The organism is Xanthomonas maliensis (assembly GCF_009192945.1).
Taxonomy (GTDB): domain Bacteria; phylum Pseudomonadota; class Gammaproteobacteria; order Xanthomonadales; family Xanthomonadaceae; genus Xanthomonas; species Xanthomonas maliensis.
In genome coordinates this window covers 15,729-40,611 of the sequence record NZ_NSET01000047.1, presented here as the reverse complement: position 1 = coordinate 40,611, position 24,883 = coordinate 15,729, and the positions used below count along the sequence as shown (strand labels likewise).

Below are 24,883 nucleotides of genomic sequence, written 5' to 3'. Positions count from 1 at the left end.
AACGATGACAGCCAAGCTTGAATTCCACGATGTCACGCTGCGGTATCCCATCTATAACAATCACAGCCTTTCGCTTCGTCGCAATCTGGTTGGTATTGCCACTGGCGGGAAGTTGCTGGCTAATACCGGGCAGGTCACTCAGGTGACCGCGCTGGATAAGGTTTCTTTCGCGCTCAAACAGGGGGATGCGGTTGGAATCGTTGGCCACAATGGTGCAGGAAAGAGCACGCTGCTGCGGACAATGGCTGGTATCTATATCCCGCTCGAAGGCCGTATCGAACGCGTTGGTCGTGTCGCGACGATGTTCGAGGTGGGCGCAGGCATGGATCCTGAGTTGTCCGGCTACGAGAACATTATGCGGATGGGGATGATGTTGGGCTTATCGCGACAGGAAATCCAGGCGCGGATCCCTGAAATAGAAGAGTTCACTGATCTGGGTGATTTTCTGCAGCTGGCCGTGCGTACCTACTCTGCGGGCATGACCATGCGCTTGATGTTCGCAGTCGCTACTTGCACAAAGCCGGAAGTTCTGCTGGTTGACGAAGTTTTTGACGTGGGCGATGAGGCCTTCAAGGAGCGTGCCGCGGTTCGCATGCGCAATTTCATCAAGTCATCGCAAATCTTCTGCCTTGCATCGCACTCTCTCGCTGCAATTTCTGAGTATTGCAATCGAATCTTCGTGCTGAATCATGGCACTTTGCGCGAAATATCCGTCGACCAATTGAAGGCAGAAGGCTATGGCGGATAGCCTCAAGCTTCCGAATGCCTTGAAATTTGCGGCCGACTCGGCAGCTTATCTGCTTGAAAGAGATGGAGCCTTGTTGCTCGGCGAGGAGGTCGTGCTCTCGGATGGCCAACAGCCGCAGATGTCAGCTCTCTCTCTGCGTGGCTTTGGCGCTCCCGAGCCGGATGGTGTCTGGTCCATTAACGCGTGCGCCGAACTCGAGGTGCGCTTGCGTGCCGTCACGCCTGAAACGCGTTATTGGCTAGTGATCACGGCGATGCCGTTCGAGGCCGGAAATCATCGCGCTTCAATCAGCATGAGCGTTAACGGCGGGCCATCGAAACCCGTATTGCAGCGTTCGCAGGGATGGGAGGTCGTCGAAGTCGAGTGCCAGGTTAGGATGCTTGGTAGGAAGGGGTTCGTCCAAGTCGAATTTCAGGTCAATAACCCGTCCTCTCCGCGCTCCCTGGGCATAGGGGGCGATGACCGAACACTGGGAGTGAAGATTGCCGCGCTACAGATTGTCGACACTGCTGCACGTGGGCGGATGCAGGCCGCGGCTCGGCTTGGACTAAATCATCAGGTGCCAGGGGTTTCGAATGGTCAGCGGCTTCCGCTGATACACCGTCTTGCAGCCAAAAATCCTATTTTGAGGAACATCTTGCTCGACAAGAACCCCGTGGTGAGGCTGATTCGTTGGATGCGCCGTGTATCGCGGAGCTTGATTGCACTTCAAGAGCAAATGGCTTTCATGCGGCGTTTTGCCGATATGCAATTGCAAAACGCTCCTTCTGTGGCATCTTCTGTTCAAAGCCAAGAGGCGCTCGCTCTGTTGCAGTCCAGCGCGCATGAAATACAGACGCTGAGAAATGAGTGCACTGCGCTTGCCCGGCAGGTCGCAGCGTTGACGGACTCCGGTGCTGCTGTCGCCGAACTCGTCACCGCCGCGCATGTGAAGCTGGATTTGGCAGGTGTTGCCATAGATCAAGGCAGGACCGAAATAGCGCGCTCAGTTCAGAGGGAGGCGCTGATCGAGGCGAATCTGCCGCACTCGCGCAATGGTTCGCGGATGGTTCTTCGAAAGAGTTCGGGCTGGATCATCGGTACTGAATTCGGGTATTTCTCGTGCGATGAGCGCGACGACCTGCTTGCACTTTGCTTGGTCGAGTATGGGGATGTAGAGCGCGGACTTCGGCTGTTTCTGCAGAACGTCTTGCGCAAGGGAGATGTCTTCGTCGATGTAGGAGCCAACATCGGCTTGCATACGGTAGTGGGCGCGAAGACGGTAGGTCCTTCCGGTCGTGTTTTCGCCATCGAGGCGATGCCGCGCACCTTAGATCACCTGCGAGCCAGCGTGCGGTTGAGCGGGGTCGGGGATACCATTAGTATCTTGCCGTTCGCAGCAGCGGCACGCGCAGAAGACGGGCAGGAGTTTCAAGTTGGGGCGATCTCCGGGCACAGTTCGCTTTACGCGCTACCAGACGCAGTCGATGTCGTCTGCGTCGACGTTCGTCCCTTGGACTTGATCGTTGAGACGGACCGAATGGACCTAGTCAAAATCGACGTGGAGGGTGCCGAACTCGAGGTCATTGCAGGTATGGAGATGCTGTTGAAGCGCTGCCCGGATGCTGCGCTGGTGCTGGAGTATGCGGAATCGCATCTCGAGCGCGTAGGTACGACGCGCGAAGCCTGGGAGCAGATGCGGGCAAAGCATGGATTCTTGATGTATTTAATCGATGACCTGACAGGTGAATACGCAAGGATCGATGATTTCGGGGTGCTCAGTGGCCGGGCAAGCTCCAATCTGCTGTTCTGCCGCCCGCAATCTCCGCTTGCGGCCGCTTCTGGAGGTGGGCAATGAGTCGCGTCGCCGTGGTAGGCGGCGGTGGGCACGCCAAGGTCGTCATCGATCTGTTGCGCTGCAACGGGCATGAGGTGGTTGCGTGCCTGGACGCTCCCCTGACTGGCCAATGGGTCAATGGTGTAGAAGTGATCGGTGGCGAGGACGAGCACTTACCAAGGCTGCATGCAGATGGAGTCGATGGCGTGTTCGTGGCACTCGGCGACAACAGGCTGCGGAAAAAAGTCGTGGAGCGCATCAGGAGCCTCGGCCTCGAATTCGTGACGGCCGTCGGCCGATCTGCTGTCGTCTCGCCGTCCGCGAAGATCGGTGCGGGTTGCGCCATCATGGAGGGCGCGGTGGTGAACGCGGACGCAGTGCTTGGGGATTTTGCTATTGTTAACACGAATGCCTCGATTGACCACGATTGCGTGGTCGGGCGCTACGCACACGTTGCACCAGGCACAGTCCTGGCCGGTTGTGTGACGCTGGGGGAGGGTGCGTTCCTGGGTGCGGGATCGCGCGTCATCCCCGGTATCACCATCGCTGCGGCAGCGGTTGTAGGCGCGGGAGCTACCGTGGTGCGAGACATTCATGCAGCCGGCGTTTGGGTCGGTATGCCGGCACAGCAAATCAAATAGGAAAGACTGATGAATACCTTGGCGAACAAGCGCATCCCAGTGGCTGTGCCGAATCTGGGCGGTAATGAAAAGGAATATGTCAACCAGTGTCTTGACTCCACCTGGATTTCATCGGCTGGCGAGTTTATCGGCAAATTTGAAAGCGCATTTGCGCGCTTTTGCGGTGTACGGCACGCTGTCGCGATCAATAATGGCACCACTGCCATCCATCTGGCTCTCGTCGCGCTAGGGATCGGAGAGGGGGATGAGGTGCTCATTCCGACCCTGACCTATATTGCTACGGCCAACGCAGTTGCCTATTGCAACGCGACGCCGGTGCTGCTTGATTCCGAGGCTGGCACGATGAACATCGACGCATCCAGCCTGGAAGCCAAGATTACACAGCGAACCAAGGCGATCATCGTGGTCCATCTCTATGGCCACCCCGTCGATATGGATCCCGTCCTTGAGGTGGCCAAGCGCCATGGTCTGCGTGTCATCGAGGATGCTGCCGAAGCGCATGGTGCCTTGTACAAGGGCAGGCCGGTCGGCGGGATCGGCGATTGCGCGACCTTCAGCTTCTTCGGAAACAAGATCGTGACCACCGGAGAAGGCGGCATGGTGACGACCGACGACGACGACTTGGCCGCGCGGTTGCGGCTATACCGCGGTCAGGGGATGGATCCCAAGCGCCGTTATTGGTTTCCGGTGGTGGGTTTCAACTATCGGATGACCAACATCGCTGCTGCAATCGGTTTGGCGCAAATGGAGCGGGTCGACGACGCACTGGCCGCACGTCAACGCGTCGCAGCCTGGTATGCAGAAGCATTCGCCTCGCAGCGGGATTTGGCCGAGACCCCCTTCGTAGCCGACTATGCGAAGCACGTTTATTGGATGTACACCGTGCTGCTCAAGGGTGTCACTGAAGAACAGCGCGATCGCGTCATGGCGCTGATGGACCAAGATGGGGTCGAGACCCGTCCAGTGTTTTATCCGATGCACGTGCTGCCACCTTACTTCCAGGATGGCAGCGAATTTCCCGTTGCCAACGATCAGGCGCGTCGAGGCATCAACCTGCCCACCCACGCCGCGCTGGAGAAGGCGGATATTGACCGTATCGTTGCATCGCTCGCTTCGGCGATGCGCGAACTGGGACGCTGACATTGCGCATCGCGATCTGCTCATCGTTCGTCCCTTTCATTAATGGGGGCGCGCGTTTCATCGTCGAGTGGCTCGGAACCCGGCTGCGCGAACATGGGCATGAGGTGGAGATCGTCTATCTTCCGATGTGGGAGGAGCCAGATTCCATGCTGCCGCAGATGGCGAGCTATCGGCTGATGGACTTGAGCCATTCGGTCGACCGGATCATCACGACCAGACCGCCTGCGCATTTGATCCAGCATCCGAACAAAGTGGTGTGGTTCATTCACCATTTTCGTTTGTTCTACGACCTTTGGGATTCGCCATACCGCGCGTTTCCCGACGATGAGCGACATCGGTCTCTGCGCAATGCAATCGTACGCGCCGATACGACCGCGCTTAACGAGGCGCGCAGAGTATTTGCGAATTCGCAGGTCGTCGCCGATCGCCTCAAGCGCTATAACAACGTGTCTGCGGAGGTGCTATATCCACCACTGCACGATGTTTCGAAGTTCCATGATGCCGGCCAGGGCGATGAGATCGTGTGCGTTTGCCGCATCGAGCCTCATAAGCGCCAGCATCTTCTACTGGAAGCATTTCGCTATGTGCGCACGCCAGTGAAGTTGCGACTGTGCGGTGCAGGTAGCGTGGATTACGTCAATCAACTGCATGCGACAATCCTAGAGCATGGGCTTGCCGAGCGTGTGGTGTTGGTGAATCGCTGGATCAGCGAGGAAGAGAAAATCTCCTGGCTTTCTACCGCGCTGGCGGCCGCTTATCTGCCCAAGGATGAGGATTCGTACGGTTATCCTTCGTTGGAGGCGGCGTCAGCCGGCAAGCCCATTCTGACCACGACCGACTCGGGAGGCGTGGTGGAGTTTGTCGAGGACGGACGCAGCGGCCTCATCGCCGAGCCAGATCCTCGCGCACTGGCGGAAGTGATCGATCGCCTCTGGGCGGATCGCGGGCACGCTTCACGGATGGGTCTTGGTGCACGCGAGCGCGTGCGGGAGTTACGTATTGATTGGAGTCATATCATCGAGCGAGTACTGTCGTGAAGATCCTCGTCTTGAACAATATGGTCCCCGGGATCCGCGGCGGTGCTGAAGAGCTGGCCGACCGGCTGGTTGCCAATCTCAGGATGCACGGACATGACTCCGAACTGTTGAGGATTCCCTTCACTTGGGATCCGCCTGAGCGTTTGATCGGCGAGATGCTCATGTGCCAGAACTTCCGCATCGGAAATGTTGATCGCGTGATCGCGATGAAGTTTCCAGCCTATCTGCTCCCGTTCGAGGACAAGGTGATGTGGTTGGCGCACCAGTATCGCCAGGCTTACGACCTCTGGGATGCCGGCCATTCGAACATTCCGGACACTGCCGAGGGGCGACAGATCCGTAGCGCCATCATCGAAACCGATAATCAGTGCTTCGACACCGTCAAACAGGTATATGCGGTCGGCCGCACCGTGCAGGAGCGGCTGCTGCGTTATAACCACGTGCATTCGTCGATTCTGCGCGCACCGCTCAACGATGAAGAAATGTTTGCTGGAGGCGAATACGGCGATTATATTTTCGCCGGCGGACGCATCAATTTGAGCAAGCGCCAGCACCGTCTTGTCGAAGCGTTGGCGCAGGCGCCCGGAAACGCACGTCTGATCATCGCAGGTCCGCCGGATGGGCTCGCCGACGCAGATCGCCTCCGCGAGCTGGTGGAAAAGCATGGGCTGCATGACCGAGTAAAACTGGATATCGGTTTTCTCCCGCGCGAAACCATCGCTAGTTATGTCAATGGCGCACTGGCCTGCGCCTACCTGCCTTTCAACGAAGATTCCTATGGCTACGTGACGATGGAAGCGTGCCAGGCGCGAAAAGCCGTTATTACGGTGGATGATTCGGGCGATCTGACCGAATTGATCCACGACGGAAGTCAAGGTTGGGTCTGCCAGGACGACACTGCGCAGCTCGCGGCCGCGATCGGCGCTGTCTTCGCTAATCGTACTGAAACGATGGAGCGTGGGCAGGCCGCTTATGAGCGCTGGACAGGGATGGCAATCAACTGGAAGACGACGGTGGAGACTCTGACTCGATGAAGATCGTCTGGGCCACTCCATATTGCAAACAGTCCGCGATCGGACGTTACAGCGAAGCGGTCATCAACGAGTTGCGCAGCAGGGGGCATCATGTCGCTATCTATCGCACCGAGGTCGGTGAAGATTTAGCCGTGCCGCCGCGAGCGGACGTGGGCGTACTCGAGCCTGGGTCCCGCGCAGAAATGGACTGGTTGTTGCAGGCCGATCTGATCATTGCCAACGTGGGGGATTATTTCGCCTATCACGGGCGCCTTTTCGAGCTGGCGACGATTCGGCCCTATGTGGCAGTTCTCCACGACTGGTGTGTGCTCGGCCTGTTCCTGGGTTGGCTGCAATCGATCGGCCGAGTTCAGGATGCGTCCCGCATCGTTACTCAGATGTATGGGGGCGAGGCCGGCCATCAATGCGCAAGCGCAAACGCCGAAAATTTCTACGAGAGGGCAACCCGTCTATTTCCTCTGACCGAATGGGTGGCTGGAAATACGCTGGGATGCATTATTCACTCGAACTTCTACGGCGCTCGCGTGCGTGCGTCGTCACCGGGACCGGTGCATAAACTCTCTCTCGCCTACCCAGTCGAGCAGGTGCAGCCGAGCGTCGGCGTGGGCGTCTCCGGGTCGGAGCGTCTTGCGATTCGCACCTTCGGAGTCGTCAATCCCAATAAGCGGGTGGAGTGGGTCATTCGCGCCGTTGCGGCCGACCCGGAGCTGGCACGCCATGTTGATTACCGAGTGCTGGGCCCTTGCAGCGACGATGAGCGGGCGCGCTTGCACGGCATCTGCGAAGAGGTAGGGTTCCAAGGTCTGACTCTTGAGGGCCGGGTCAGCCACGAGCGTTTGTTGGAAGGGTTGGCCGAGGCGGACGTCATCTGTTGTCTACGCGACCCCGCCGTCGAGGGTGCTTCGGCATCTGCGATCGAAGGCATGCAGTCCGGTGCGCCGGTGATCGTCAGCAATGCGGGGTTCTATGCTGAACTTCCCGACGATCTGGTACTCAAGGTGCCGGCGGGAGATAGCAGGAGAGAGCTCCTGGAGCATTTGCAATTCGTCTGGTCCAATCGGCCGCTGGCACGGGAGCTCGCCGAACGCGCCGGGGCGTGGGCGGCAGAAGAGTTCTCTGCTCGGCGCTATGTCGACGGCCTGGAGCGCATCATTCCGGAATACATCGCCGCCGAGCCGTACATCCGCACAGCCAGGATGTACGGCGGTCAACTCGGTAGAATGCGCCTATCTGGTAGCTCCAGCGCCGCCCAGCGGGTGTCTCGCACACTCGAATCAATGTTCTCGCTCTAATCGCCGGCTGCCAATGCCGCTTAGTACTTCTCAGGATGAATACAATGAAATCAGCAGTGATTACCGGCATCTCCGGTCAAGATGGTGCCTACCTTGCCCAGTTGCTTCTGGAGAAGGGGTATCGTGTCTTCGGCACCTACCGGCGTACGAGTTCGGTGAACTTCTGGCGCATTGAAGAGCTGGGAATCGACAAGCATCCGAATCTGCATCTTGTCGAGCATGATCTGCAGGACATCGGTTCGACGGTCAGGTTGTTGCAGGCCAGCCAGGCGACTGAGGTCTACAATCTGGCGGCGCAAAGCTTCGTCGGTGTTTCGTTCGACCAGCCCGTACTGACTGCACAGATCACTGCAGTAGGTGCGTTGAACATGCTTGAGGCCATTCGCGCCGTCAATCCTGCGATCCGCTTCTACCAGGCATCGACCTCTGAGATGTTCGGGTTGGTACAGGAAGTGCCGCAGACCGAGCGTACACCTTTCTATCCGCGCAGCCCCTATGGCGTTGCCAAGCTGTACGCCCACTGGATCACGGTCAACTATCGCGAATCCTATGGCCTGTTCGGTTCCAGCGGAATTCTCTTCAATCATGAGTCTCCGCTACGGGGGCGCGAATTTGTCACGCGCAAGATCACGGACTCCGTTGCCAAGATCAAGCTGGGTAAGCTCGACATTTTGGAGCTTGGAAATTTGGATGCAAAACGCGACTGGGGTTTTGCTAAGGAATACGTGGAAGGCATGTGGCGCATTCTGCAGGCGGATGAACCAGATACCTACGTCCTGGCGACCAATCGAACGGAAACGGTGCGTGATTTCGTCACTATGGCCTTCAAGGCGATCGATGTCGAACTGAATTGGAGTGGGGCCGGGCTCGAAGAGACCGGGCTGTGTGCCAAATCTGGCAAGTTGCTGGTGAAGATCAATCCGAAATTCCATCGTCCCGCAGAGGTGGATCTATTGATTGGCGACTCTGGAAAGGCGAGACGCGAGCTCGGCTGGGAAGCGAAGACCTCGTTGGAAGAGCTGTGCGAGATGATGGTGAAGGCCGATCTGCGCCGCAACGAGCTTGGAGCCTCATTCTGAGTTTGTCGCGTCATCCCCTCGCTGGCGTCGGCGTCATCGGGGGGCATCCAATGCCCTACAAGTTGCAAGGAAACTGTTTCAATGACGCCGACTGCAATTGTCACCGGTGTAGATGGTTTCACCGGGCCCTACATGGCCGAAGAACTACAGCGCAGGGGCTATCGGGTGCACGGCCTGCGTCGCTCGGGCGGCTCGACCGCCGACGTGACCGCGGTTGATCTGCTGGATCGTCCTCGCCTCGGGGAGGTAGTCGAGCGGATACGTCCGGAGATCGTAGTGCATCTGGCCGGCATCTCCCACGTCGCCCATCAGGATATTTCAGCGATCTACCAAACCAACGTCGTCGGTACGAGAAACCTTCTTGATGCTTTGAGTCAACTGAAGCAGGCTCCGTCGAGCGTGCTGATCGCCAGTAGCGCGCATGTCTACGGACCATCGTCGCATACCCTGCTGACCGAACAGTCGCCGATGGCACCGTTCAACGACTACGCCGTCAGCAAGGTAGCTGCGGAGTATGTGGCCCAGCTTTACATGGACCGCTTGCCCATCGTACTGACGCGGCCATTCAACTACATCGGTATCGGTCAGGCGCCGTCTTTTTTCGTCTCCAAGTTGGTGGATCACGCGCGCAGAGGCGAATTGGTCGTGCGCCTGGGTAACCTTGATGTCGAGCGTGACTTCACGGACGTACGCGATTTGGTGGCATGCTATGGGCTGCTGATAGCCAGAAAGCTCGGCGGAGAAACGGTCAATATCTGCAGTGGGCGATCAACGAGTTTGCGTGCCGTGATCGAACTCGTCGAGAACATTTCGGGCGTCTCTTTCCAAATCCAGAGTGACGCCGAATTCATGCGTATCAATGAGGTCAATCGGCTGGCAGGATCGAACGAGCACTTGCTTGCCTTGACCGGGGAAGTGTCATTCCGCCCGCTCCGCGATACTCTGGAATGGATGCTGTCGGCGCCGTAGCCTGCTGAGCTTTCTGTCGTAAGGGGGCCGGCGGCGATGCAGAGCGGTCATTGCAGCCTCGTGCAGTCTGAGGCGGTGGACAGGAGGGAGTGTACTGGCCTAGCATTCAATTCCAGCTCTTCCATGCATGAGCGCGTGGCTGAATGATTCGGCGTCGGCTTGCCTCTGGGCACACATTTAGCCGAGTGCCGGATTCGTAAGCACCGTTCCATAGACGTCATCGGCCAAATGATACGCAAATATCTCAGTGTCACGTTCCTTCTGGCCGTCGCAACGTTCGTGGCGATCGTCGCAGCGGTCTTGATCACCAAGGGATCGTTCTTCTTCCACGACGCGGTGCTGCCGTTCACCGACTATGCGTCCAACGATATGCTGGTGGTCGAAGCGAAGCATTTAGCGCTTTGGCATGGTAACTACAGCCGCGTTGGCTTCTATCATCCCGGGCCGTTTTTCTTTCAGCTTATGGCATGGTCGGAACTGCTTTTTTTCGACCTGATTCCTATCTTCCACTCGCCCTTCGCGGCGCAGGTTTTTGCAAGCTTGAGCTTTGCTGCATTGGCAATCGCCTTGGTCGTTGCGTTCATGCATCGGCTCACCGGCAGCGTTGCCGAAGCGTTGCTTGGCGCTTCGGTATTCACGGTGGTACTGCTACTAGCCAAATCCTATAGTTTCACTGCGCCCTGGCCGCCATTTCTTTACGTCGGCGCTTCGGTTGTCTTCGTCGTCGGGGCTGCTGGTTTGTTGTTGCTTGGCTGGCGCTGGCTTCCCTGGCTGATCCTGGGGGCGGGAGGACTAATACACGGGCACGCCAGCTTTGTCGGTCTGGTTCCTATCATCTGCTTTGTCCTGGTGGCGGGGTGCGTGATTGCCTGGCGCTCAGGTCAATGGGCGATGGCGCCACTCAACACGCTCAGCAAGTCGACGTTGCTCATCAGTGCGCTGCTGATCATTGCATTGCTTGCGCCTTTGCTGGCGCAAACATTGGTGCATTGGCCTGGCGAATTTCCCAAGTACTTTGCCTTCGCCGGTCATCGCGAGCCAAATCAGATACCCGCGGTAGTCGGCTATGTGTTCGATTTCGTCCCGTTCTGGTATTTGGTGTTGCCGCTCGCCATCGTGGTGGGATGGGCGTTGCGTGCGAGGGTCGAACGGCGTCACGTCTCTGTTGGTGCGCTGATTTTTCTGGCCGGATTAGTCGCCGCGATGCTGTACGCGCGCAAGGGGATCGATAGTCTTGAGTATCGCTACCTCGAATACTGGTTCACGCCGTTTTATGCGATTCTGGCCGCGTTGACGGTTGTTAGCCTTGTTGCCTTGTGGAAGCAAAGGCGGCCAGCTGTCGGATACGCGCTTGCGCTGAGTGCGGTTGGCGTGGCCGTTTTGCTAGGGGCCAAGTCCAGCGAACTATTGCAAACACCTGCATCGATGCCGGTCGCTGTCTATCAAAAGGCGCTTGATGTGCTCACCGTGAAAGCGGGAGGCAAACAAGTTGCGCTGACGATCGATAGGCAAGGCGGATGGGACGATAGCTGGGCGGACTCGGCGACGCTACTGGCATATGCTAAGCGGGTCGACCCCCAGCATCCCGGCGTCTGCATCGATACGGGGTCCTGGCACATCCTCTTTCACGAAGAGAATCGCTGCGACGAAGACGGTAAGCATCAGTTCGTTCTCGTCAGCAGCAAGTTCCTTCCTCAGCGCAAGCAGATCGCGGCAACGCCGCAGGTGCGCTATTACCTGGCAGAAGGTGCAGGCAACCTGGGGAATCGCACTTCGCCAAAAGTCGGTGACGCAAGCTTGTCTACCGACGTCAAGCTACTGCCGACGGAAACCGCTGTCGTCATGCGACTCGACGGTCAGCCACGCTTAGAACATGACTCTGGCTTGCTCGTCATGCGGATTGTCGTCAGTAACGTTGGACTCAAGCCGTTGGCTGGTCATGGTGCGTACCCGGTCAATCTGGCGATCGTGCGGCTGCCTGGTGGGAAAGGTGGCCAACGTGCCATGCCGCGTACGGAGCTCCTGCGTACCCCGCTTCCTGGTATCAAGCCGGGATCGAGCACCGAGATGGTGCTGAGCGTTCGGGCAAGCGAGTTCGACAATGGAGCAGTGGTGCGGTTGGAGTTACTGCAAGAGGGGGCTGGATGGTTCACTTATGACTACGGACTACCTCCACTGGATCTTGGCCCGATGCAGCGCTGCGAGAATGCTCCGCTCGATCTATGTGAAACGGTCGCCCGATAGCTAGGTAGTTGTTGGTCCCCTGCATGCGTGTCCGGTGCTACTGACGCCGGAGATGTCATTGCGTTTGCAGGGGCACCGGGCCGTGTCTGGTTGCGTTCAATGCGTCCGGAATGAAAGATACTTATGGCCGGCAAAGCTGGTGAAGACCGGAAAGATCACGCCGACCGCGTGTGCGATCGTCTCGGCAAGCTCCTCGCTGGCCAGTCCCTTCACCAGCCAATGCGACAGCCATACGCTGATCAAGACGGTCTGGGCAACTGCCAACAGATTGATCAATACAAACCAGGCTGCCTGGGAGCGCACCGAGTTGGTGGCGTCCTTGAAAACGAATGCCCGGTTCAGCGTAAATGCGGTGATCATCCCGATCATGTAAGCCGTGACGATGGCAGGCACATAGGGGACAATCTGACTGAGCGCGATGCGCGATCCGAAGTTGGCGGCGGCAGCGATGCCGCCGGCCATCAAGAATAGCAACGCCTGCCTTTTCATCCGGCTTTCGCCTCTGCCGCGAGGCGCTGCCCCACGGCGATACTTTCATTGATCGAGCGATCCTCTGGGTAGTAGTACGCCGTATCCGCCATATAGAAGCCCTTCAGCGGCGTCTTCATCGGCGGCAGCATGTCCTGGAATCCGGGCGGGCAGATCGTCTGCGCATACTCGTAGCGATGGCAATGGCTCGCGCGAATCCACTCCGGCTTGAAATTCGGATTGATCATCGGCAGGTAGCCGATGACTTCGTCGATGAGCTGCTGGTTGCTCCACTGCCACTTCGGGTGGGTCTTGGGCATGTAGTAGGGCGCATAGACGATGTGCTCGCCAGCGCCCTTACCTGGGTTGAGGTTGCTGTATTCGATCAAGCCGGGGATGGCGATCCGGTCGTCACTGATGTTCATCCAGAAGTTCTCACTGACCGGCTCGGACAGCTTCAGGATCACGCAGGCGACCGGGATGTTCTCGATTGCGGTGACCTGGTCGGCGAAGGTCTTGGGCAAGCCTGGCACCATGCCAGGCACGTATTGGATTGGTGCTGTCGACACCACGCCGTCGTAGGCGTGTTGCCCGTCGCGAGTGCGGATGCCGGTGACCTTGCCATCGACAGAGGCAACTTCTTCAATCGGTTGCGACAACAGGATGCGGCCTCCCAGGCGCGTCACTTCCGCCGCCATGCGTTCCAACAACACGGCCGAACCGCCGTCCAGGTAGCCCATGCTTTCGTTGAACAGATTGCGCCGCGACAGCGCCACGCGCTTGATGCGGGTGCCGATCCACGAGGCGGACAAGTCGTTCTGGTACTCGAAGAACTTCAGCGCGAATGCCTTCTCCCACATCACCTCGTAGGCCTTGGGGCCGATCCAGCGAGTGATCCAGTCGCGCGCGTTCTCCTTGTCCAGTGGTGCCCAGTCCTTGATACCCTTGGTGTGCATGACGTGTAACGCGTAACGCACTTTGTCGACCAATCCCAGGTGCGGGAAGCCGAGCAGCGCAAACGGTGTTCCCCACTTGTGCAGCTTGCCCTGGTAGTAATACCCCATCTTGGTGTCCGTCCAGTGCAGCCGATCGGACAGCTTCAGGTCCTTGAGCAGCTTGAACAGTGGAAAATCGGTCTTGCAGATGAAGTGGTAGTAGCGCTCGATGCGCAGGCCGTCGAAGTCGAAATCTGCAGACATGCCGCCGATGCGGTCGTCGCGTTCGTACACGTCGACCTGATGGCCTTTCTTCAACAGTTCCATGGCAGCCATCAGGCCCATGGGGCCGCTGCCGACGATTGCGAATGTGCTCATGTTCTATCTCGTAATGACGGTTCAGCGCTGGAGCACGATATGGCTGTAGCGCGGGTCGGTATAGCTTTCGCGGATCGCGTCCTCGAACGGCGTTTGCCGCACGCCGAATACCGCATCGGTATCGACGCCCTTGAAGTCATCGCCAGCACTGAGTGCCTTCAGCTGGTCGGCAGTGAACGGCGGTTTGGAACTGAAGAGCGAATACACGCGTAGCAGGAGGGCGAAGAAACCGATCGGGATATGCACGATCATGGTGCGTAGTTTCTTGACCCGTTTGATCGTCTTGATGATATCGACGTAGTCGACGCGGGTGTCGCCAACGATGTCGTAGATCTGTCCGTCGGGTTCGCGCTCGATGCACTTGGCGATGCAGCGGCAGAAGTCGCGCTCGTAGAGCGGCTGCCGCATGAACTTGCCGTCGCCTGGGATGGGAAATACCGGCGTCTTGGCCATGAAGCGCGACAGCCAGCCCAGGTGTTTGGGGTCAAACCAGCCGAACATCAGCGTCGGACGCAATACGCAGTGGCGAACTCCGCTGGCCACCACCATCTCTTCCTGGGCACGCTTGGTGTTGGTGTAATCGTCCTTGGCGACCGAGTTAACCACTGAAGAACTGATGTGCACCAAATAAGGCACGTTTGCGGCGCGACAGGCGTCGAGTACGTGTTGGGTAGCGGTCAGGTTATTACGGGTGAATAGATCGGTGGTCTTGCCGGTGATCTGCGCATGCAATTGCGCCACGCAGGCCGCACCCTCGAATTCGCGCGACCAATCGCCGGGCTCGGCCAGGTCGGCATGGATGACGCGAACGGCAGGATGCAGTTCACGCAGGATCTGCAGGTTGTGCGCATGCTTGTCGATCGCCACCAGATGGGTGTAACCCTGCTGTTCGAGTTCGACGACCAGGTTCTGCCCAACCAGGCCTGCGGCGCCGGTGATGACGATTTTGGCGTGTTTATCGGTCATGTCAGAGCGTGATCCGGCGGAAGACAAATTCGGGGATGGACTTGATGACGAACATGATCGCCCACCAGAATCCCGGCAAATAGGCGACTGCGCGACGTCCATCGACCGCGCGCAGAATGCCCTTGGCGATCTGATCGGGCTTGGCCCACAGCGCGCCTTTCTTGAAAGCGGCGGTCATCGGCGTATCGACGAAGCCCGGCTTGATCGTGAGAACGTTGATACCCAGCGGGCGCAGACGCTGGCCGAGGCCGCTCAGGTAGGCGCTGACCGCCGCTTTGGCGCTGCCGTACAGATAGTTGCTCGCGCGCCCGCGGTCGCCCGCCACCGAGGAAATCACCGCCAGCGTCGCGCCGGCGCCCAGGCGCGGCACCAGGGCGGCGCAGAGCGCGATCGTCGAAGTGCCGTTGGTGGCGAACTCGCGCAGGGACAGTTCGACCGAGGCATCGCATGCTGCTTGGTCGGGCAGCGTGCCGTGTGCAATCAGCACAACGTCAACGCCGCCCAGCGCGGCCCATGCGGCATCCAAGGCCGCCGCATGGTCGGCGCTATCGTTGACGTCGAGCAGGCCACAGCTGGCCTTGCCACCGCGAGTCGACAGGTCGGACGCGATCGCCTCCAGGCGTGCGGCTTGGCGGCCGAGCAGATGGATGGCTGCACCGCGCGCGGCGTAACGCCGGGCGGTGGCTTCGGCAATCGCCGAGGTGGCGCCGATGATGAGGACGCGTTGCATGTTCACTCCGTGACCCGGCGCCAAAAGCCGGAAGAAAAGCAGGGATCGAGATAGCGACTGAAGTCCTGCCAGCGGGCGTAGGCGCGCTTGAACGAGTCAGCGGACATCCGCGCGTCCTTGGCAGGGTACAGAGCGCCGCCGGCGGCGTCGACGATGCGATCAAGGCGCGCCAGCAGGCGCAGCACGTCGTCGCCGTCGTTGGGGAAATCCAGCGCCAGCGTAGTGCCGGGGCGCGGGAAGGAGAGCATGCCGCGTGCGGGGATATCGCCGAATTCCTTCAGTACCGCGAGAAACGAGCCGCTGCCGCTGCGGGCGATTTCCGCCAGCAGCGCATCCACGCCGTCGCGCGCGCTGGCCGGCGGCAGCACGCACTGGTATTGCAGGAAGCCGCGCGGGCCGTACATGCGGTTCCAGTGACGGATGCCGTCCAGCGGGTAGAAGAACGGCAGCAGGTGGCTCAGCCGGCGCTTGCTGCGCGCGGGCTGGCGCCAGTAGTACAGCGCGTTGAACGGCCGCAGCGACAGCTTGTTGACCAGCGAGACGGGCGGGGTCAGCGGCATCGTCAGGCCCTTGCCGGGCGAGGCCGGGCGTTCCTCGGGCAGGCCGGCGCAGTGATCGGCGCGGGTGAAATGGCCGCGGCCGCGGGCGCGACCGCTGGCCAGGCAGTCGATCCAGGCGACGCTGTACTCGTGGCTGTCTGCCGAGGCCGCGGACAACGCAAAGAACTCGTCGAGCGAGCCGAAGCGGATGTTCTCCGTCTCCAGCGCCGGTCCCGGCACTCGGCGCAACTGGATCTCCGCCCAGGTGATCAGCCCGGTCAAGCCGAGTCCGCCGACCGTGGCCGCGAACCAGCCCTCGTCATCGGCCTGCGGCGTGCACAGACGGCGGCTGCCGTCGCTGCGCAGCAGCTCGAACGCGCATACGTGGTGGCCGAAGTTGCCGGTGCGATGATGGTTCTTGCCATGCACATCGTTGGCGATGGCGCCGGCCACGGTGACGTAGCGGGTGCCCGGTGTCACCGGCAGGAACCAGCCCTGCGGCAGGACCAGATCGATGATCTCGGCGAGCGTGACCCCGGCCTCGCAGCGTACCCGGCCAGACGCGGGGTCGAAGCCGATGAAGCGGTCCAGGCCACGCGCGCACAGCAAGGTGCCGTCGGGATTGAGGCAACTGTCGCCGTAGCTGCGGCCGTTTCCGCGCGGCAGCGCGTTGCCTGCGAAGGCCGGCAGGGTCGCCGCCCGGTCGACGATCGGCAGCAGCGTCTGCGTCGCATGCGGATAGCGTCCCCAGGACTGCCCGGCGTCGGCCATTAGATGGCGCTCAAGGCGAACAGGCCGCACAGCACGACGACGACCTGGCTGACCCGATCGGTGGCGGCAAAGACGATGGGGTCATCGTGCATGTCGCCGCGATGGGCGACCACCCAGACCCGGCTGACCCAATACAACAGCACTGGACAGACCATCCACAGTAGCTTGGGATTGCGATACAGCTGTACGCTCTCGGGGCTGTTGATGTACAGCGCCATCACCAACACCGCGATGTAGCCTGCCGCAGCGCCCATCGACTGCAACAACGACAGGTCCTCTACCGAGTAAGCACGGCCGCTGGCTTTGGTCTTACCGCTGGTCAGCATGGCGTGCAGCTCGGTGTAGCGCTTGAGCAGTGCCAGCGACAAGAAGATGAACATCGAGAACGCGAGCAGCCAGAACGACAGTTCGATATCGATGGCCATCGCACCGCCGATGATGCGCACGGTATAGAGGGCTGCCAGCAACACCACGTCGATCATCACAATGCGCTTGAGGCGGAGCGAATACGCCAGCGTCATCACGTAATAGGCGAGCAAGACCAGCGTGAATTCGATGTTGCACGCCAACGACAGCGCCAGGCCCGCCAAGGTCAGCGCCGGGGCGGCAAAGAGTCCGTGCAGGAGCGGAATGCGGCCGGCAGCAAACGGACGCTCGCGCTTGCGAGGATGTTGGCGATCGGGGGTAAGATCGAGCAGATCGTTGAGGACATAAACGCCGGAGGCGCAAAGCCCAAAGGCAACCAGGGCCAGAACCGCCTGCAGTATCGATGTCGGTTGGAGAAAGCGGTGCGCTGCCAGCAGCGGCAAGAAAACCAGCAGATTCTTCAACCATTGATGCAGACGCAGCGCCTTGAGCCAGGCCCGTGCGCGCGGTGGTGCTGGCCAGTGCGCATACACGGTGGTGCGCTGGGCGGCCGCCTTGCGCAGGGCATTGTCGTTGTTCACGACCCAGGCGCCGCCGGCCTTGTCCCACACATGCAAGTCCACGCTGCCGTTGCCGGCGTAGTCGAAATTTCGTTCTCCAAAGGCTTCGACGAGCGCAGCTGCCTTGTTGTGGCCGGAGAGGTTGCGCTTGCCGTCGCTGGCGATCACCTGCTCGAACAGGCCCAGGTGCTCGGCGATCGGCGTGACCAGTAGGGCATCCGAGGCGGTGCACAGCACCCGCGGCCGCTGCTCGGTGGTGCGCAGCAAGTCGAGGACCTGGGCGTTGTAGGGCAGGGTCTCGGCGGGCAGGCTGACGCGCGATGCCAACTCGCGCTTCAGCGCAGCCTTGCCGCGCAGGAGCCAGAAGGGCAACACGAACAGATACAGCGGATTGCGCGCCAGCAGCGCCAGCACCGACTCATAAAGAATGTCCGAGTTCAATAGCGTGCCATCGAGGTCCACGCACAGGGCGCGTCCCGCACCAGGAGGACGGGAGGGCGTGAAAGAGGGAGAGGACATCGACGGTAGGGCGTTCCGCTACGGGGCAGCGATTATACCCAGTGGCTCAATCGGCTTCACGGCGCACCCCCAGTTCTGCGCTGAGCAGGGCGAGGGCGCCGACCACAACCGCATACCAGAGCGTTACCAGGCGGGCCGCGACGGCCACAGCGATGGCATCGGCCGTTCCCACGCCCAGTCGCTCGAGCATCAGCACGATCGCTAATTCCGTTGTCCCGACTCCGCCGGGCACGAAGGACACTGCACCCACCAGCATCGCCAATGGATAGATGCCAAGCGCGACGATGGGATCGAGCGTAAGGCCCAGCGCCAGACAAAGCCCGGCGAAGACGCAGGAAATCAGGCCCCATGCCAGGCTGCCGGCGAACAGGCTCTGGGCCATTGATCGCAGGCCCAGACAACTGCGCAGCTCCAGTGCCGCGGCCAAGCAAAAACGAGTGCTGGCACGGAGCCATCGGCCTGGCAGGCGTTCGCCTAGCCGTGCCAGCCAGTCGAGCAATGCGGGCCAAGCAGCTGCGCCAAACAGGACGAGCACGCCGCCCAGCACAATTGCGGCCAGCGTTCCCAGGGCCGGGAACACCGGCGCGGCCAGTAGCGACACGCTCAGGATAATCAGCAGGTCGCTGGCGCGCTCGAAAACGAAGATTGCCAGGGTCCTGGGCGCGGGAACGCCGAGGCGGGCGAAGTAACGGAGCCGCATCAGCTCGCCCGCCTTGGCAGGCGTCGCGGTCAAGGCAAACCCAGCCAGATAGCCGGCCAGGCCTGGCCACCAGGGGATTGCATTTCCCTGGCGCCGCAACAGCCACCGCCAGCGCCAATAGCGGAACAGATAGCTAGCCGAGACCGGGAGCGTCGCGAGGGCCAGCAGATGACCCACCTCGCCGAGCCGCGCGAAGGTTCCGTTGCCGCGATCGATCCAGACCAGCGCGGCCACATAGGCCGCGCAAACGATGAGCACACACAGCGCCAACTGATCCAGGCGATAGCGCGGAGGCTTGGGGTCGCCGTTGTGTGACCGAGCGCTCGATAACATCTCGACTCGGCTTCAGCCCAGGGCAGCTTCGAGTTCGGGCAGCAGGGTGAACAGATCACCGACCAGTCCGATATCGGCAATCTCGAAGATCGGAGACTCCGGATCCTTGTTGATCGCCACGATGGTGCCGGCGTCCTTGATGCCGGTCAGATGCTGGATCGCGCCACTGATGCCGATGGCCACGTACAGTTCCGGCGCAATGATCTTGCCGGTCTGGCCGACCTGCAGTTCGTTGGGCACATAGCCGGCATCGACGGCTGCGCGCGAGGCGCCGACCGCCGCGCCCAACTTGTCGGCCAGGCTGTAGATGTGCTTGAAGTTCTCCGCCGAACCGACGCCGCGGCCGCCGGAGACGACGCGCTTGGCGCTCTGCAGATCCGGACGATCGGAGCTGCCGGCCGCCAATGCGACGAAACGCGAGTGGCTTGGCAAGGCGGCGTCAACCGAAACGGCCTCGACCGCCGCGTTGCCGCCACTGGCGGCTTCCGGCCAGGAGGCGCTACGGACGGTCGCCACCACGGGCTGATCGGACGGTGCCTGCACGGTGATGATGGCGTTGCCGGCGTAGATCGGTCGCTTGAAGGTGTAGGCATCCTCGACCGCCATCAGGTCGGAGATCTGGTTGACGCCCAGCAGGGCGGCCACCACCGGCATCAGGTCCTTGCCGAAGGTGGTCGAGGGGCCGAACACGTGGGAATACCCCTGGCCGGCGATCTGGGCCACCTGTGGCCCCAGCACCTGGGCGATGGCGTTCGCGTTGGCGGGGTTGGTCACGGTCAGTACGCGGGCCACGCCGGCTAGCTGGGCGGCCTGGCTGGCGACAGCTGCCGGTTCGGCCGCCAGCACGAGGACGTCGATTGCGTCCGGCGATACCGCCTGGGCGGCACTGACGGTCTTGGCGGTGGCCGCATTGAGCTGGCCGTTGAGATGTTCGGCAACGACGAGGATCTTGGCCATTACAGCAACCCCTTCTGCTTGAGTGCGGCCACCAGTTCGGCGGCATCCTTGACCATGACGCCGCGGCTGCGCTTGGACGGAGCGGCGTAATGGGTGGTGGTGAGGCTGTCGTGCGCCTGCACCCCGAGATCGGCGAAGGCCAGCGTTTCCAGCGGCTTGCTCTTGGCCTTCATGATGTCCGGCAGCTTGATGAAGCGCGGCTCGTTCAGACGCAGGTCGGTGGTGACCACGGCCGGCAGATCGATCTCCAGCGTCTCCAGGCCGGCATCGACCTCGCGTGTCACGGTGGCCTTGCCGTCGGCGATCACCAGCTTGCTGGCGAACGTGGCTTGCGGACGTCCCCACAGGGTGGCCAGCATCTGGCCGGTCTGGTTGGCATCGTCGTCGATGGCCTGCTTGCCCAGGATCACCAGATCCGGCTGCTCCTTCTCGACCAGCTTGAGCAGGGCGCGGGCGGCGGTCAGCGGCTGCACGGCGTTGTCGGTGACCACGTGGATGGCGCGATTGGCGCCCATGGCCAGGCCGTTGCGCAGATGGGCGGCCGCGTCGGCGGGGGCCAGGGTGGCCACCACGACCTCGCTGGCAGTGCCGGCGTCGCGTAGTCGCAGGGCCTCTTCCAGGGCGATTTCGTCGAACGGGTTGGGCGAAAGCTTGACGCCTTCGGTCACCACGCCGGAGCCATCCGGCTTGACCTGAATGCGGACGTTGTAGTCCACCACGCGCTTGTAGGCGACGAGGATTTTCATCGTGTACGAGATCCTTCAGCGATTACGGGAAGGCCCGGCCGCGGCGGCTGGCTCGGGAGTGCGGGTAATTCTAACCGGGCAGCGGTAACCATGCGATGGCGTATGGGGGGTGTCGGCAGGAGTCATGTGGTGGCTTCAGGCTCCGGGTCACGCGACCGTATATTCTGTGACGTTGAAATCAGCGCGATCAGTGATCGGGGAGAGCGGCAAACCGTGACAACGTGGCTCGTGACCGGCGGAGCCGGCTTCATCGGCGGCAATTTCGTTTTGGAGGCGGTGCGCCGGGGAGTGCGGGTGATCACGCTCGACGCGCTGACCTATGCCGGCAATCTGGCTACGCTGGCTTCCCTGCGGGACCATCCGAGCCACCTGTTTGTCCAAGGGGATATTGGCGACCGCACTCTGGTGAGTCGCGTGCTTGGCGAGCATCGGCCTGCGGCGGTGGTGAATTTCGCTGCAGAGTCGCACGTGGATCGTTCCATTGATGGGCCTGCGGCCTTCGTCCAGACCAATGTGGTCGGAACGCTCGCTTTGCTGGAATCTGTTCGGGATTACTGGCGGAATTTGCCGGCGCTCGAGCGCGCCGCCTTTCGCTTCTTGCATGTATCGACCGACGAGGTCTACGGAACCTTGGGGGAGACCGGTCAGTTCACTGAAACGACTCCTTACGCGCCAAATTCCCCATACGCGGCGTCTAAGGCAGCGTCTGATCACCTGGTGCGCGCGTTTCATCATACGTATGGTTTGCCGGTCCTGACGACCAACTGCTCCAACAACTATGGGCCGTACCACTTTCCGGAGAAGTTGATTCCCTTGGTCATCGCGAAGGCCCTAGCGGGTGAGGCGCTTCCTATCTACGGCGATGGCAAACAGGTGCGCGACTGGTTGTTTGTCAGCGATCACTGTGATGCGATTCGCACCGTGCTGGAGAAGGGGCGTATCGGCCAGACCTACAACGTTGGAGGCAACGCGGAAAGGCAGAATATCGAGGTTGTTCACACCATTTGCGCGTTATTGGACCGGTTGCAGCCACGTGACGACGGCCAGCCGCGCGCTAGCCAGATTACCTATGTGGCCGACCGTCCCGGCCATGATCGCCGGTATGCCATCGATGCCAGCAAACTTCGCAATGAACTGGGCTGGCATCCTGCTTACACGTTCGAACAAGGGATCGCCCTGACGGTGCAGTGGTACTTGGACAACCAAGCCTGGGTGCGGAGCGTGCTGGACGGCAGTTATCGCCTCGAGCGGATTGGCGAATCTGCTTGACGCGGCATTTGTCTAGCTCGCACGCAGGCCGATGACCTCATTAAGGGAAATCTATGACACAACGAAAAGGCATCATCCTGGCGGGCGGCTCCGGGACGCGGTTGTATCCCATCACCAAAGGGATAAGTAAACAGCTATTGCCCGTCTACGACAAGCCGATGATCTACTATCCGCTCAGTGTGCTGATGCTGACCGGCATTCGTGAGGTTCTGATCATCAATACGCCCCACGAGCAGCCCCTGTTCCAGGCATTGCTAGGCGATGGTGCACAGTGGGGAATCGATGTTCGCTACGCGGTGCAGCCGAGTCCGGATGGTTTGGCTCAGGCCTATCTGATTGGGCGTGACTTCGTCGGCGACAAGCCCAGTTGCCTGGTGCTGGGAGACAACATCTTTCACGGGCACGGTCTGACCGACGTGTTGCGCCGCGCCAGCGCGCGTGAGCATGGGGCAACCGTGTTCGGCTATTGGGTCAACGATCCCGAGCGCTATGGAGTCGCCGAATTCAATTCTCAGGGGAAGGTCATCAATATCGAGGAAAAGCCCCTGCGCCCTCGGTCAAACTATGCTGTTACTGGCCTGTATTTCTACGATGGACGGGCATGTGACTATGCCGCAGAATTGATGCCGTCCAGTCGAGGGGAACTGGAAATCACGGATCTCAATCGGCGTTATCTTGAGACGGGCGATCTGCACTTGGAGTCGCTTGGGCGCGGCTATGCATGGCTGGATACCGGCACGCATCAGTCCCTACACGAGGCCTCCAATTTCATCGAGACGATTCAGATGCGGCAGGGTTTACAGGTCTGTTGTCCCGAAGAGATCGCCTTTGCTCAGGGATGGATCGATGCGTCCCAATTGGAGCGATTGGCTGCGCCGCTGAGCAAGAACGCCTACGGCCAATATCTACACTCGCTCGCACAACGTGGAGTAGTTCCTTGAAAGTCATTGAGACTTCTTTGCCTGGTTGCCTAGTCATAGAGCCAAGAGTATTCGGTGACGAGCGCGGTCAGTTTTTTGAAACCTGGAACGCCGAGCGTTTTGATCAACATGGCCTGCCGTTACGTTTCCTGCAAAGTAACGTATCCACATCGACCCGGGGCGTGCTGCGAGGCCTGCACTACCAATGGCCGCGCCCACAGGGGAAGTTGGTCAGCGTGCTAGAGGGGGAGGTCTACGATGTCGCAGTGGATATCCGGCGCGGCTCACCGTATTTCGGTCAATGGACTGCTGCTGTCCTGAGCGCGGAAAATAAGCGACAGTTCTGGATACCTGAGGGGTTCGCCCATGGGTTTGCGGTGTTGTCTGAACGTGTTGTGTTCAGCTACCTCTGCACTGATATTTATGTGCATGAAGCCGACGCCAGTGTTCGCTGGGACGACGGCAGTATCGGTGTGGATTGGCCGATAAGCTCGCCCATCCTGTCAGCGAAGGACAGAGCTGCACCGTTGCTTGAGGATATTGCCGAAGAGCGACTGCCGGTCTATCAGCCGTGACCACGCTGGTGATAGGCGCCAACGGGCAGCTAGGTACTGAGTTGTTGAGGGCGCTGGCACCGCTGGGGACGGTGGTAGCGGCATGCCGCTCAGGCCATCTGCCTGACGGACGTGTTTGCGAGCGGATCGATCTGGACGAGCTTGCATCGCTCGACTTGGTATTGGATAGGGTACGGCCGACGGTGCTGATCAACGCCGCCGCCTACACCGCGGTCGATCGTGCCGAACAGGAGCGCGATGCTGCATTTCGCGCCAATGCCGAAGCCCCCGGGGTGATCGCGCAATGGTGCGCGCGTGCCGGCGTGCCGATGGTGCATTACTCGACCGACTATGTGTTCGATGGCCAGGGCACGCAACCGTACCGGCCGGACGATGCCACTGCGCCGCTGGGCGTGTACGGGCAGAGCAAGCTGGCCGGCGAGCAGGCAGTGCAGGCCGCCGGCGGGCGTCATCTGATCTTCCGCACCGCCTGGGTCTATGCCGCTCACGGCAATAACTTTCTGCGCACGATGCTGCGCGTCGGCGCCGAACGCGACCTGTTGCGTGTGGTCGCCGACCAAATCGGCACGCCGACCCCGGCGGCGTTGATCGCCGATCTCACCGCGTTGGCCCTGCGCCACCCTGACCAGCCCTCCGGCCTCTGGCACCTCACCGCGGCGGGCGAAACCAGCTGGCATGGTTTTGCCGAGGCCATTTTCACTCACGCGTTGGCGCGTGGCCTGATCGCTCGTCGGCCGTTCATCGAGGCGATCACCACCGCCGACTACCCAACCCCGGCCAAGCGCCCGGCGTATTCGCGATTGGACACGCGCAGCCTGCAAGACACATTCGGCGTCCGGCTGCCGCAGTGGCAGGACGGCTTGGGCCAGGTACTGGACACCCTGGTACTGCGCTGAGTCGCATATTGGGATCGTGGGGCGGTGTCGCTTCAGCGCCGACTCATGCCTTGCACATCGGTTCGGCTACCATCGGGGGCTGATCTGTGCCGGGCGAACACCTGTGTCGTGGTCGACGGTCGGCGTGGATGTGCCGCAGATGGATGGTGGGTCCCCGATGCATGCGCAATGCGTGCCTGGTGGGTGAGCGCGCCATCGTATCCATCGGCACCGTGCAGGTCTTGCGTGTCCCCCATGCGTCTGGGCCGTCCATTG

23 protein-coding genes are annotated in these 24,883 nt (G+C 60.7%); 14 read left to right on the top strand and 9 right to left on the bottom strand.

What is annotated here, in order from left to right:
• Positions 1-4: 4 nt before the first annotated feature.
• The 10 genes from CKY51_RS14645 (at position 5) to CKY51_RS14600 (ending at position 12,000) form a co-directional block, all read left to right on the top strand.
• Positions 5-748: an ABC transporter ATP-binding protein gene (locus tag CKY51_RS14645; protein ID WP_152249436.1), complete on the top strand. Its 744-nt coding sequence runs from the start codon at positions 5-7 to the stop codon at positions 746-748.
• On the top strand, positions 738-2,585 hold the full coding sequence (locus tag CKY51_RS14640) for an FkbM family methyltransferase (RefSeq protein WP_152249435.1): 1,848 nt from the start codon (positions 738-740) through the stop codon (positions 2,583-2,585). The genes CKY51_RS14645 and CKY51_RS14640 overlap by 11 nt, the downstream gene beginning before the upstream one ends.
• Positions 2,582-3,205 (top strand): acetyltransferase, encoded by a 624-nt coding sequence (locus CKY51_RS14635; protein WP_152249434.1) that lies wholly within the window; start codon positions 2,582-2,584, stop codon positions 3,203-3,205. Before CKY51_RS14640 ends, CKY51_RS14635 begins: the two co-directional genes overlap by 4 nt.
• A 9-nt stretch (positions 3,206-3,214) precedes the next feature.
• Entirely contained in the window at positions 3,215-4,345 is a 1,131-nt protein-coding gene (locus tag CKY51_RS14630) for a DegT/DnrJ/EryC1/StrS family aminotransferase (protein WP_152249433.1), read from the top strand.
• 2 nt (positions 4,346-4,347) lie between these two features.
• Entirely contained in the window at positions 4,348-5,382 is a 1,035-nt protein-coding gene (locus CKY51_RS14625) for a glycosyltransferase family 4 protein (RefSeq protein ID WP_152249432.1), read from the top strand.
• Entirely contained in the window at positions 5,379-6,416 is a 1,038-nt protein-coding gene (locus CKY51_RS14620; protein ID WP_152249431.1) for a glycosyltransferase family 4 protein, read from the top strand. The genes CKY51_RS14625 and CKY51_RS14620 overlap by 4 nt, the downstream gene beginning before the upstream one ends.
• Positions 6,413-7,708 (top strand): glycosyltransferase family 4 protein, encoded by a 1,296-nt coding sequence (locus CKY51_RS14615; RefSeq protein WP_152249430.1) that lies wholly within the window; start codon positions 6,413-6,415, stop codon positions 7,706-7,708. The genes CKY51_RS14620 and CKY51_RS14615 overlap by 4 nt, the downstream gene beginning before the upstream one ends.
• A 44-nt stretch (positions 7,709-7,752) precedes the next feature.
• Positions 7,753-8,787: a GDP-mannose 4,6-dehydratase gene (gene gmd / locus CKY51_RS14610; protein ID WP_211904903.1), complete on the top strand. Its 1,035-nt coding sequence runs from the start codon at positions 7,753-7,755 to the stop codon at positions 8,785-8,787.
• An 81-nt stretch (positions 8,788-8,868) separates the two neighbouring features.
• Positions 8,869-9,756 (top strand): NAD-dependent epimerase/dehydratase family protein, encoded by an 888-nt coding sequence (locus CKY51_RS14605; protein WP_152249428.1) that lies wholly within the window; start codon positions 8,869-8,871, stop codon positions 9,754-9,756.
• A 228-nt stretch (positions 9,757-9,984) separates the two neighbouring features.
• The gene (locus tag CKY51_RS14600) at positions 9,985-12,000 is read left to right on the top strand and encodes a hypothetical protein (protein WP_152249427.1); all 2,016 of its coding nucleotides are present in this window, start codon (positions 9,985-9,987) and stop codon (positions 11,998-12,000) included.
• Between the two features lie 96 nt (positions 12,001-12,096).
• On the opposite strand, the gene CKY51_RS14595 is transcribed toward CKY51_RS14600, so the two are convergent.
• The 9 genes from CKY51_RS14595 to CKY51_RS14555 all read right to left on the bottom strand — a co-directional run bounded on the left by CKY51_RS14595 (position 12,097) and on the right by CKY51_RS14555 (position 20,968).
• Positions 12,097-12,489, bottom strand: a complete 393-nt coding sequence (locus CKY51_RS14595) for a GtrA family protein (RefSeq protein ID WP_152249426.1) — start codon at positions 12,487-12,489, stop codon at positions 12,097-12,099.
• A complete protein-coding gene (locus tag CKY51_RS14590) occupies positions 12,486-13,781 on the bottom strand; it encodes an NAD(P)/FAD-dependent oxidoreductase (protein WP_152249425.1) in 1,296 nt (431 codons plus the stop codon). Before CKY51_RS14590 ends, CKY51_RS14595 begins: the two co-directional genes overlap by 4 nt.
• Before the next feature lie 21 nt (positions 13,782-13,802).
• The gene (locus CKY51_RS14585; RefSeq protein ID WP_152249424.1) at positions 13,803-14,747 is read right to left on the bottom strand and encodes an NAD-dependent epimerase/dehydratase family protein; all 945 of its coding nucleotides are present in this window, start codon (positions 14,745-14,747) and stop codon (positions 13,803-13,805) included.
• Position 14,748: 1 nt separating this feature from the next.
• Positions 14,749-15,477, bottom strand: coding sequence for an SDR family oxidoreductase (locus tag CKY51_RS14580; protein ID WP_031340829.1), 729 nt, complete (start codon positions 15,475-15,477; stop codon positions 14,749-14,751).
• Positions 15,478-15,479: 2 nt separating this feature from the next.
• On the bottom strand, positions 15,480-16,787 hold the full coding sequence (locus CKY51_RS14575; RefSeq protein WP_022974317.1) for an FAD-binding oxidoreductase: 1,308 nt from the start codon (positions 16,785-16,787) through the stop codon (positions 15,480-15,482).
• Positions 16,787-18,175, bottom strand: coding sequence for a UbiA family prenyltransferase (locus tag CKY51_RS14570; protein WP_152249452.1), 1,389 nt, complete (start codon positions 18,173-18,175; stop codon positions 16,787-16,789). The genes CKY51_RS14575 and CKY51_RS14570 overlap by 1 nt, the downstream gene beginning before the upstream one ends.
• A gap of 103 nt (positions 18,176-18,278) precedes the next feature.
• A complete protein-coding gene (locus tag CKY51_RS14565) occupies positions 18,279-19,265 on the bottom strand; it encodes a lysylphosphatidylglycerol synthase transmembrane domain-containing protein (protein WP_022974319.1) in 987 nt (328 codons plus the stop codon).
• Positions 19,266-19,277: 12 nt separating this feature from the next.
• A complete protein-coding gene (locus CKY51_RS14560) occupies positions 19,278-20,222 on the bottom strand; it encodes an electron transfer flavoprotein subunit alpha/FixB family protein (protein ID WP_152249423.1) in 945 nt (314 codons plus the stop codon).
• Entirely contained in the window at positions 20,222-20,968 is a 747-nt protein-coding gene (locus tag CKY51_RS14555; protein WP_022974322.1) for an electron transfer flavoprotein subunit beta/FixA family protein, read from the bottom strand. Before CKY51_RS14555 ends, CKY51_RS14560 begins: the two co-directional genes overlap by 1 nt.
• A gap of 213 nt (positions 20,969-21,181) precedes the next feature.
• Here CKY51_RS14555 and rfbB point away from each other — a divergent pair, with 213 nt between their 5' ends.
• Genes rfbB through rfbD form a run of 4 tightly spaced genes read left to right on the top strand, consistent with a single transcriptional unit; the run spans position 21,182 to position 24,628 of the window.
• A complete protein-coding gene (gene rfbB, locus CKY51_RS14550; protein WP_152249451.1) occupies positions 21,182-22,237 on the top strand; it encodes a dTDP-glucose 4,6-dehydratase in 1,056 nt (351 codons plus the stop codon).
• Between the two features lie 53 nt (positions 22,238-22,290).
• Complete coding sequence (rfbA, locus tag CKY51_RS14545) at positions 22,291-23,178, top strand: glucose-1-phosphate thymidylyltransferase RfbA (RefSeq protein ID WP_152249422.1); 888 nt, start codon at positions 22,291-22,293, stop codon at positions 23,176-23,178.
• A complete protein-coding gene (gene rfbC / locus CKY51_RS14540) occupies positions 23,175-23,732 on the top strand; it encodes a dTDP-4-dehydrorhamnose 3,5-epimerase (protein WP_152249421.1) in 558 nt (185 codons plus the stop codon). The genes rfbA and rfbC overlap by 4 nt, the downstream gene beginning before the upstream one ends.
• Positions 23,729-24,628: a dTDP-4-dehydrorhamnose reductase gene (gene rfbD, locus CKY51_RS14535; protein WP_022974478.1), complete on the top strand. Its 900-nt coding sequence runs from the start codon at positions 23,729-23,731 to the stop codon at positions 24,626-24,628. Before rfbC ends, rfbD begins: the two co-directional genes overlap by 4 nt.
• Positions 24,629-24,883: the final 255 nt, after the last annotated feature.

Excerpts from the sequence above, each read along its gene's own strand:
- CKY51_RS14645 (WP_152249436.1), top strand. The coding sequence starts at position 5 with ATGACAGCCAAGCTTGAATTCCACGATGTCACGCTGCGGTATCCCATC.
- CKY51_RS14640 (WP_152249435.1), top strand. The coding sequence starts at position 738 with ATGGCGGATAGCCTCAAGCTTCCGAATGCCTTGAAATTTGCGGCCGAC.
- CKY51_RS14635 (WP_152249434.1), top strand. The coding sequence starts at position 2,582 with ATGAGTCGCGTCGCCGTGGTAGGCGGCGGTGGGCACGCCAAGGTCGTC.
- CKY51_RS14630 (WP_152249433.1), top strand. The coding sequence starts at position 3,215 with ATGAATACCTTGGCGAACAAGCGCATCCCAGTGGCTGTGCCGAATCTG.
- CKY51_RS14615 (WP_152249430.1), top strand. The coding sequence starts at position 6,413 with ATGAAGATCGTCTGGGCCACTCCATATTGCAAACAGTCCGCGATCGGA.
- gmd (WP_211904903.1), top strand. The coding sequence starts at position 7,753 with ATGAAATCAGCAGTGATTACCGGCATCTCCGGTCAAGATGGTGCCTAC.
- CKY51_RS14605 (WP_152249428.1), top strand. The coding sequence starts at position 8,869 with ATGACGCCGACTGCAATTGTCACCGGTGTAGATGGTTTCACCGGGCCC.
- CKY51_RS14600 (WP_152249427.1), top strand. The coding sequence starts at position 9,985 with ATGATACGCAAATATCTCAGTGTCACGTTCCTTCTGGCCGTCGCAACG.
- CKY51_RS14595 (WP_152249426.1), bottom strand. The coding sequence starts at position 12,489 with ATGAAAAGGCAGGCGTTGCTATTCTTGATGGCCGGCGGCATCGCTGCC.
- CKY51_RS14590 (WP_152249425.1), bottom strand. The coding sequence starts at position 13,781 with ATGAGCACATTCGCAATCGTCGGCAGCGGCCCCATGGGCCTGATGGCT.
- CKY51_RS14585 (WP_152249424.1), bottom strand. The coding sequence starts at position 14,747 with ATGACCGATAAACACGCCAAAATCGTCATCACCGGCGCCGCAGGCCTG.
- CKY51_RS14580 (WP_031340829.1), bottom strand. The coding sequence starts at position 15,477 with ATGCAACGCGTCCTCATCATCGGCGCCACCTCGGCGATTGCCGAAGCC.
- CKY51_RS14575 (WP_022974317.1), bottom strand. The coding sequence starts at position 16,787 with ATGGCCGACGCCGGGCAGTCCTGGGGACGCTATCCGCATGCGACGCAG.
- CKY51_RS14565 (WP_022974319.1), bottom strand. The coding sequence starts at position 19,265 with ATGTTATCGAGCGCTCGGTCACACAACGGCGACCCCAAGCCTCCGCGC.
- CKY51_RS14560 (WP_152249423.1), bottom strand. The coding sequence starts at position 20,222 with ATGGCCAAGATCCTCGTCGTTGCCGAACATCTCAACGGCCAGCTCAAT.
- CKY51_RS14555 (WP_022974322.1), bottom strand. The coding sequence starts at position 20,968 with ATGAAAATCCTCGTCGCCTACAAGCGCGTGGTGGACTACAACGTCCGC.
- rfbA (WP_152249422.1), top strand. The coding sequence starts at position 22,291 with ATGACACAACGAAAAGGCATCATCCTGGCGGGCGGCTCCGGGACGCGG.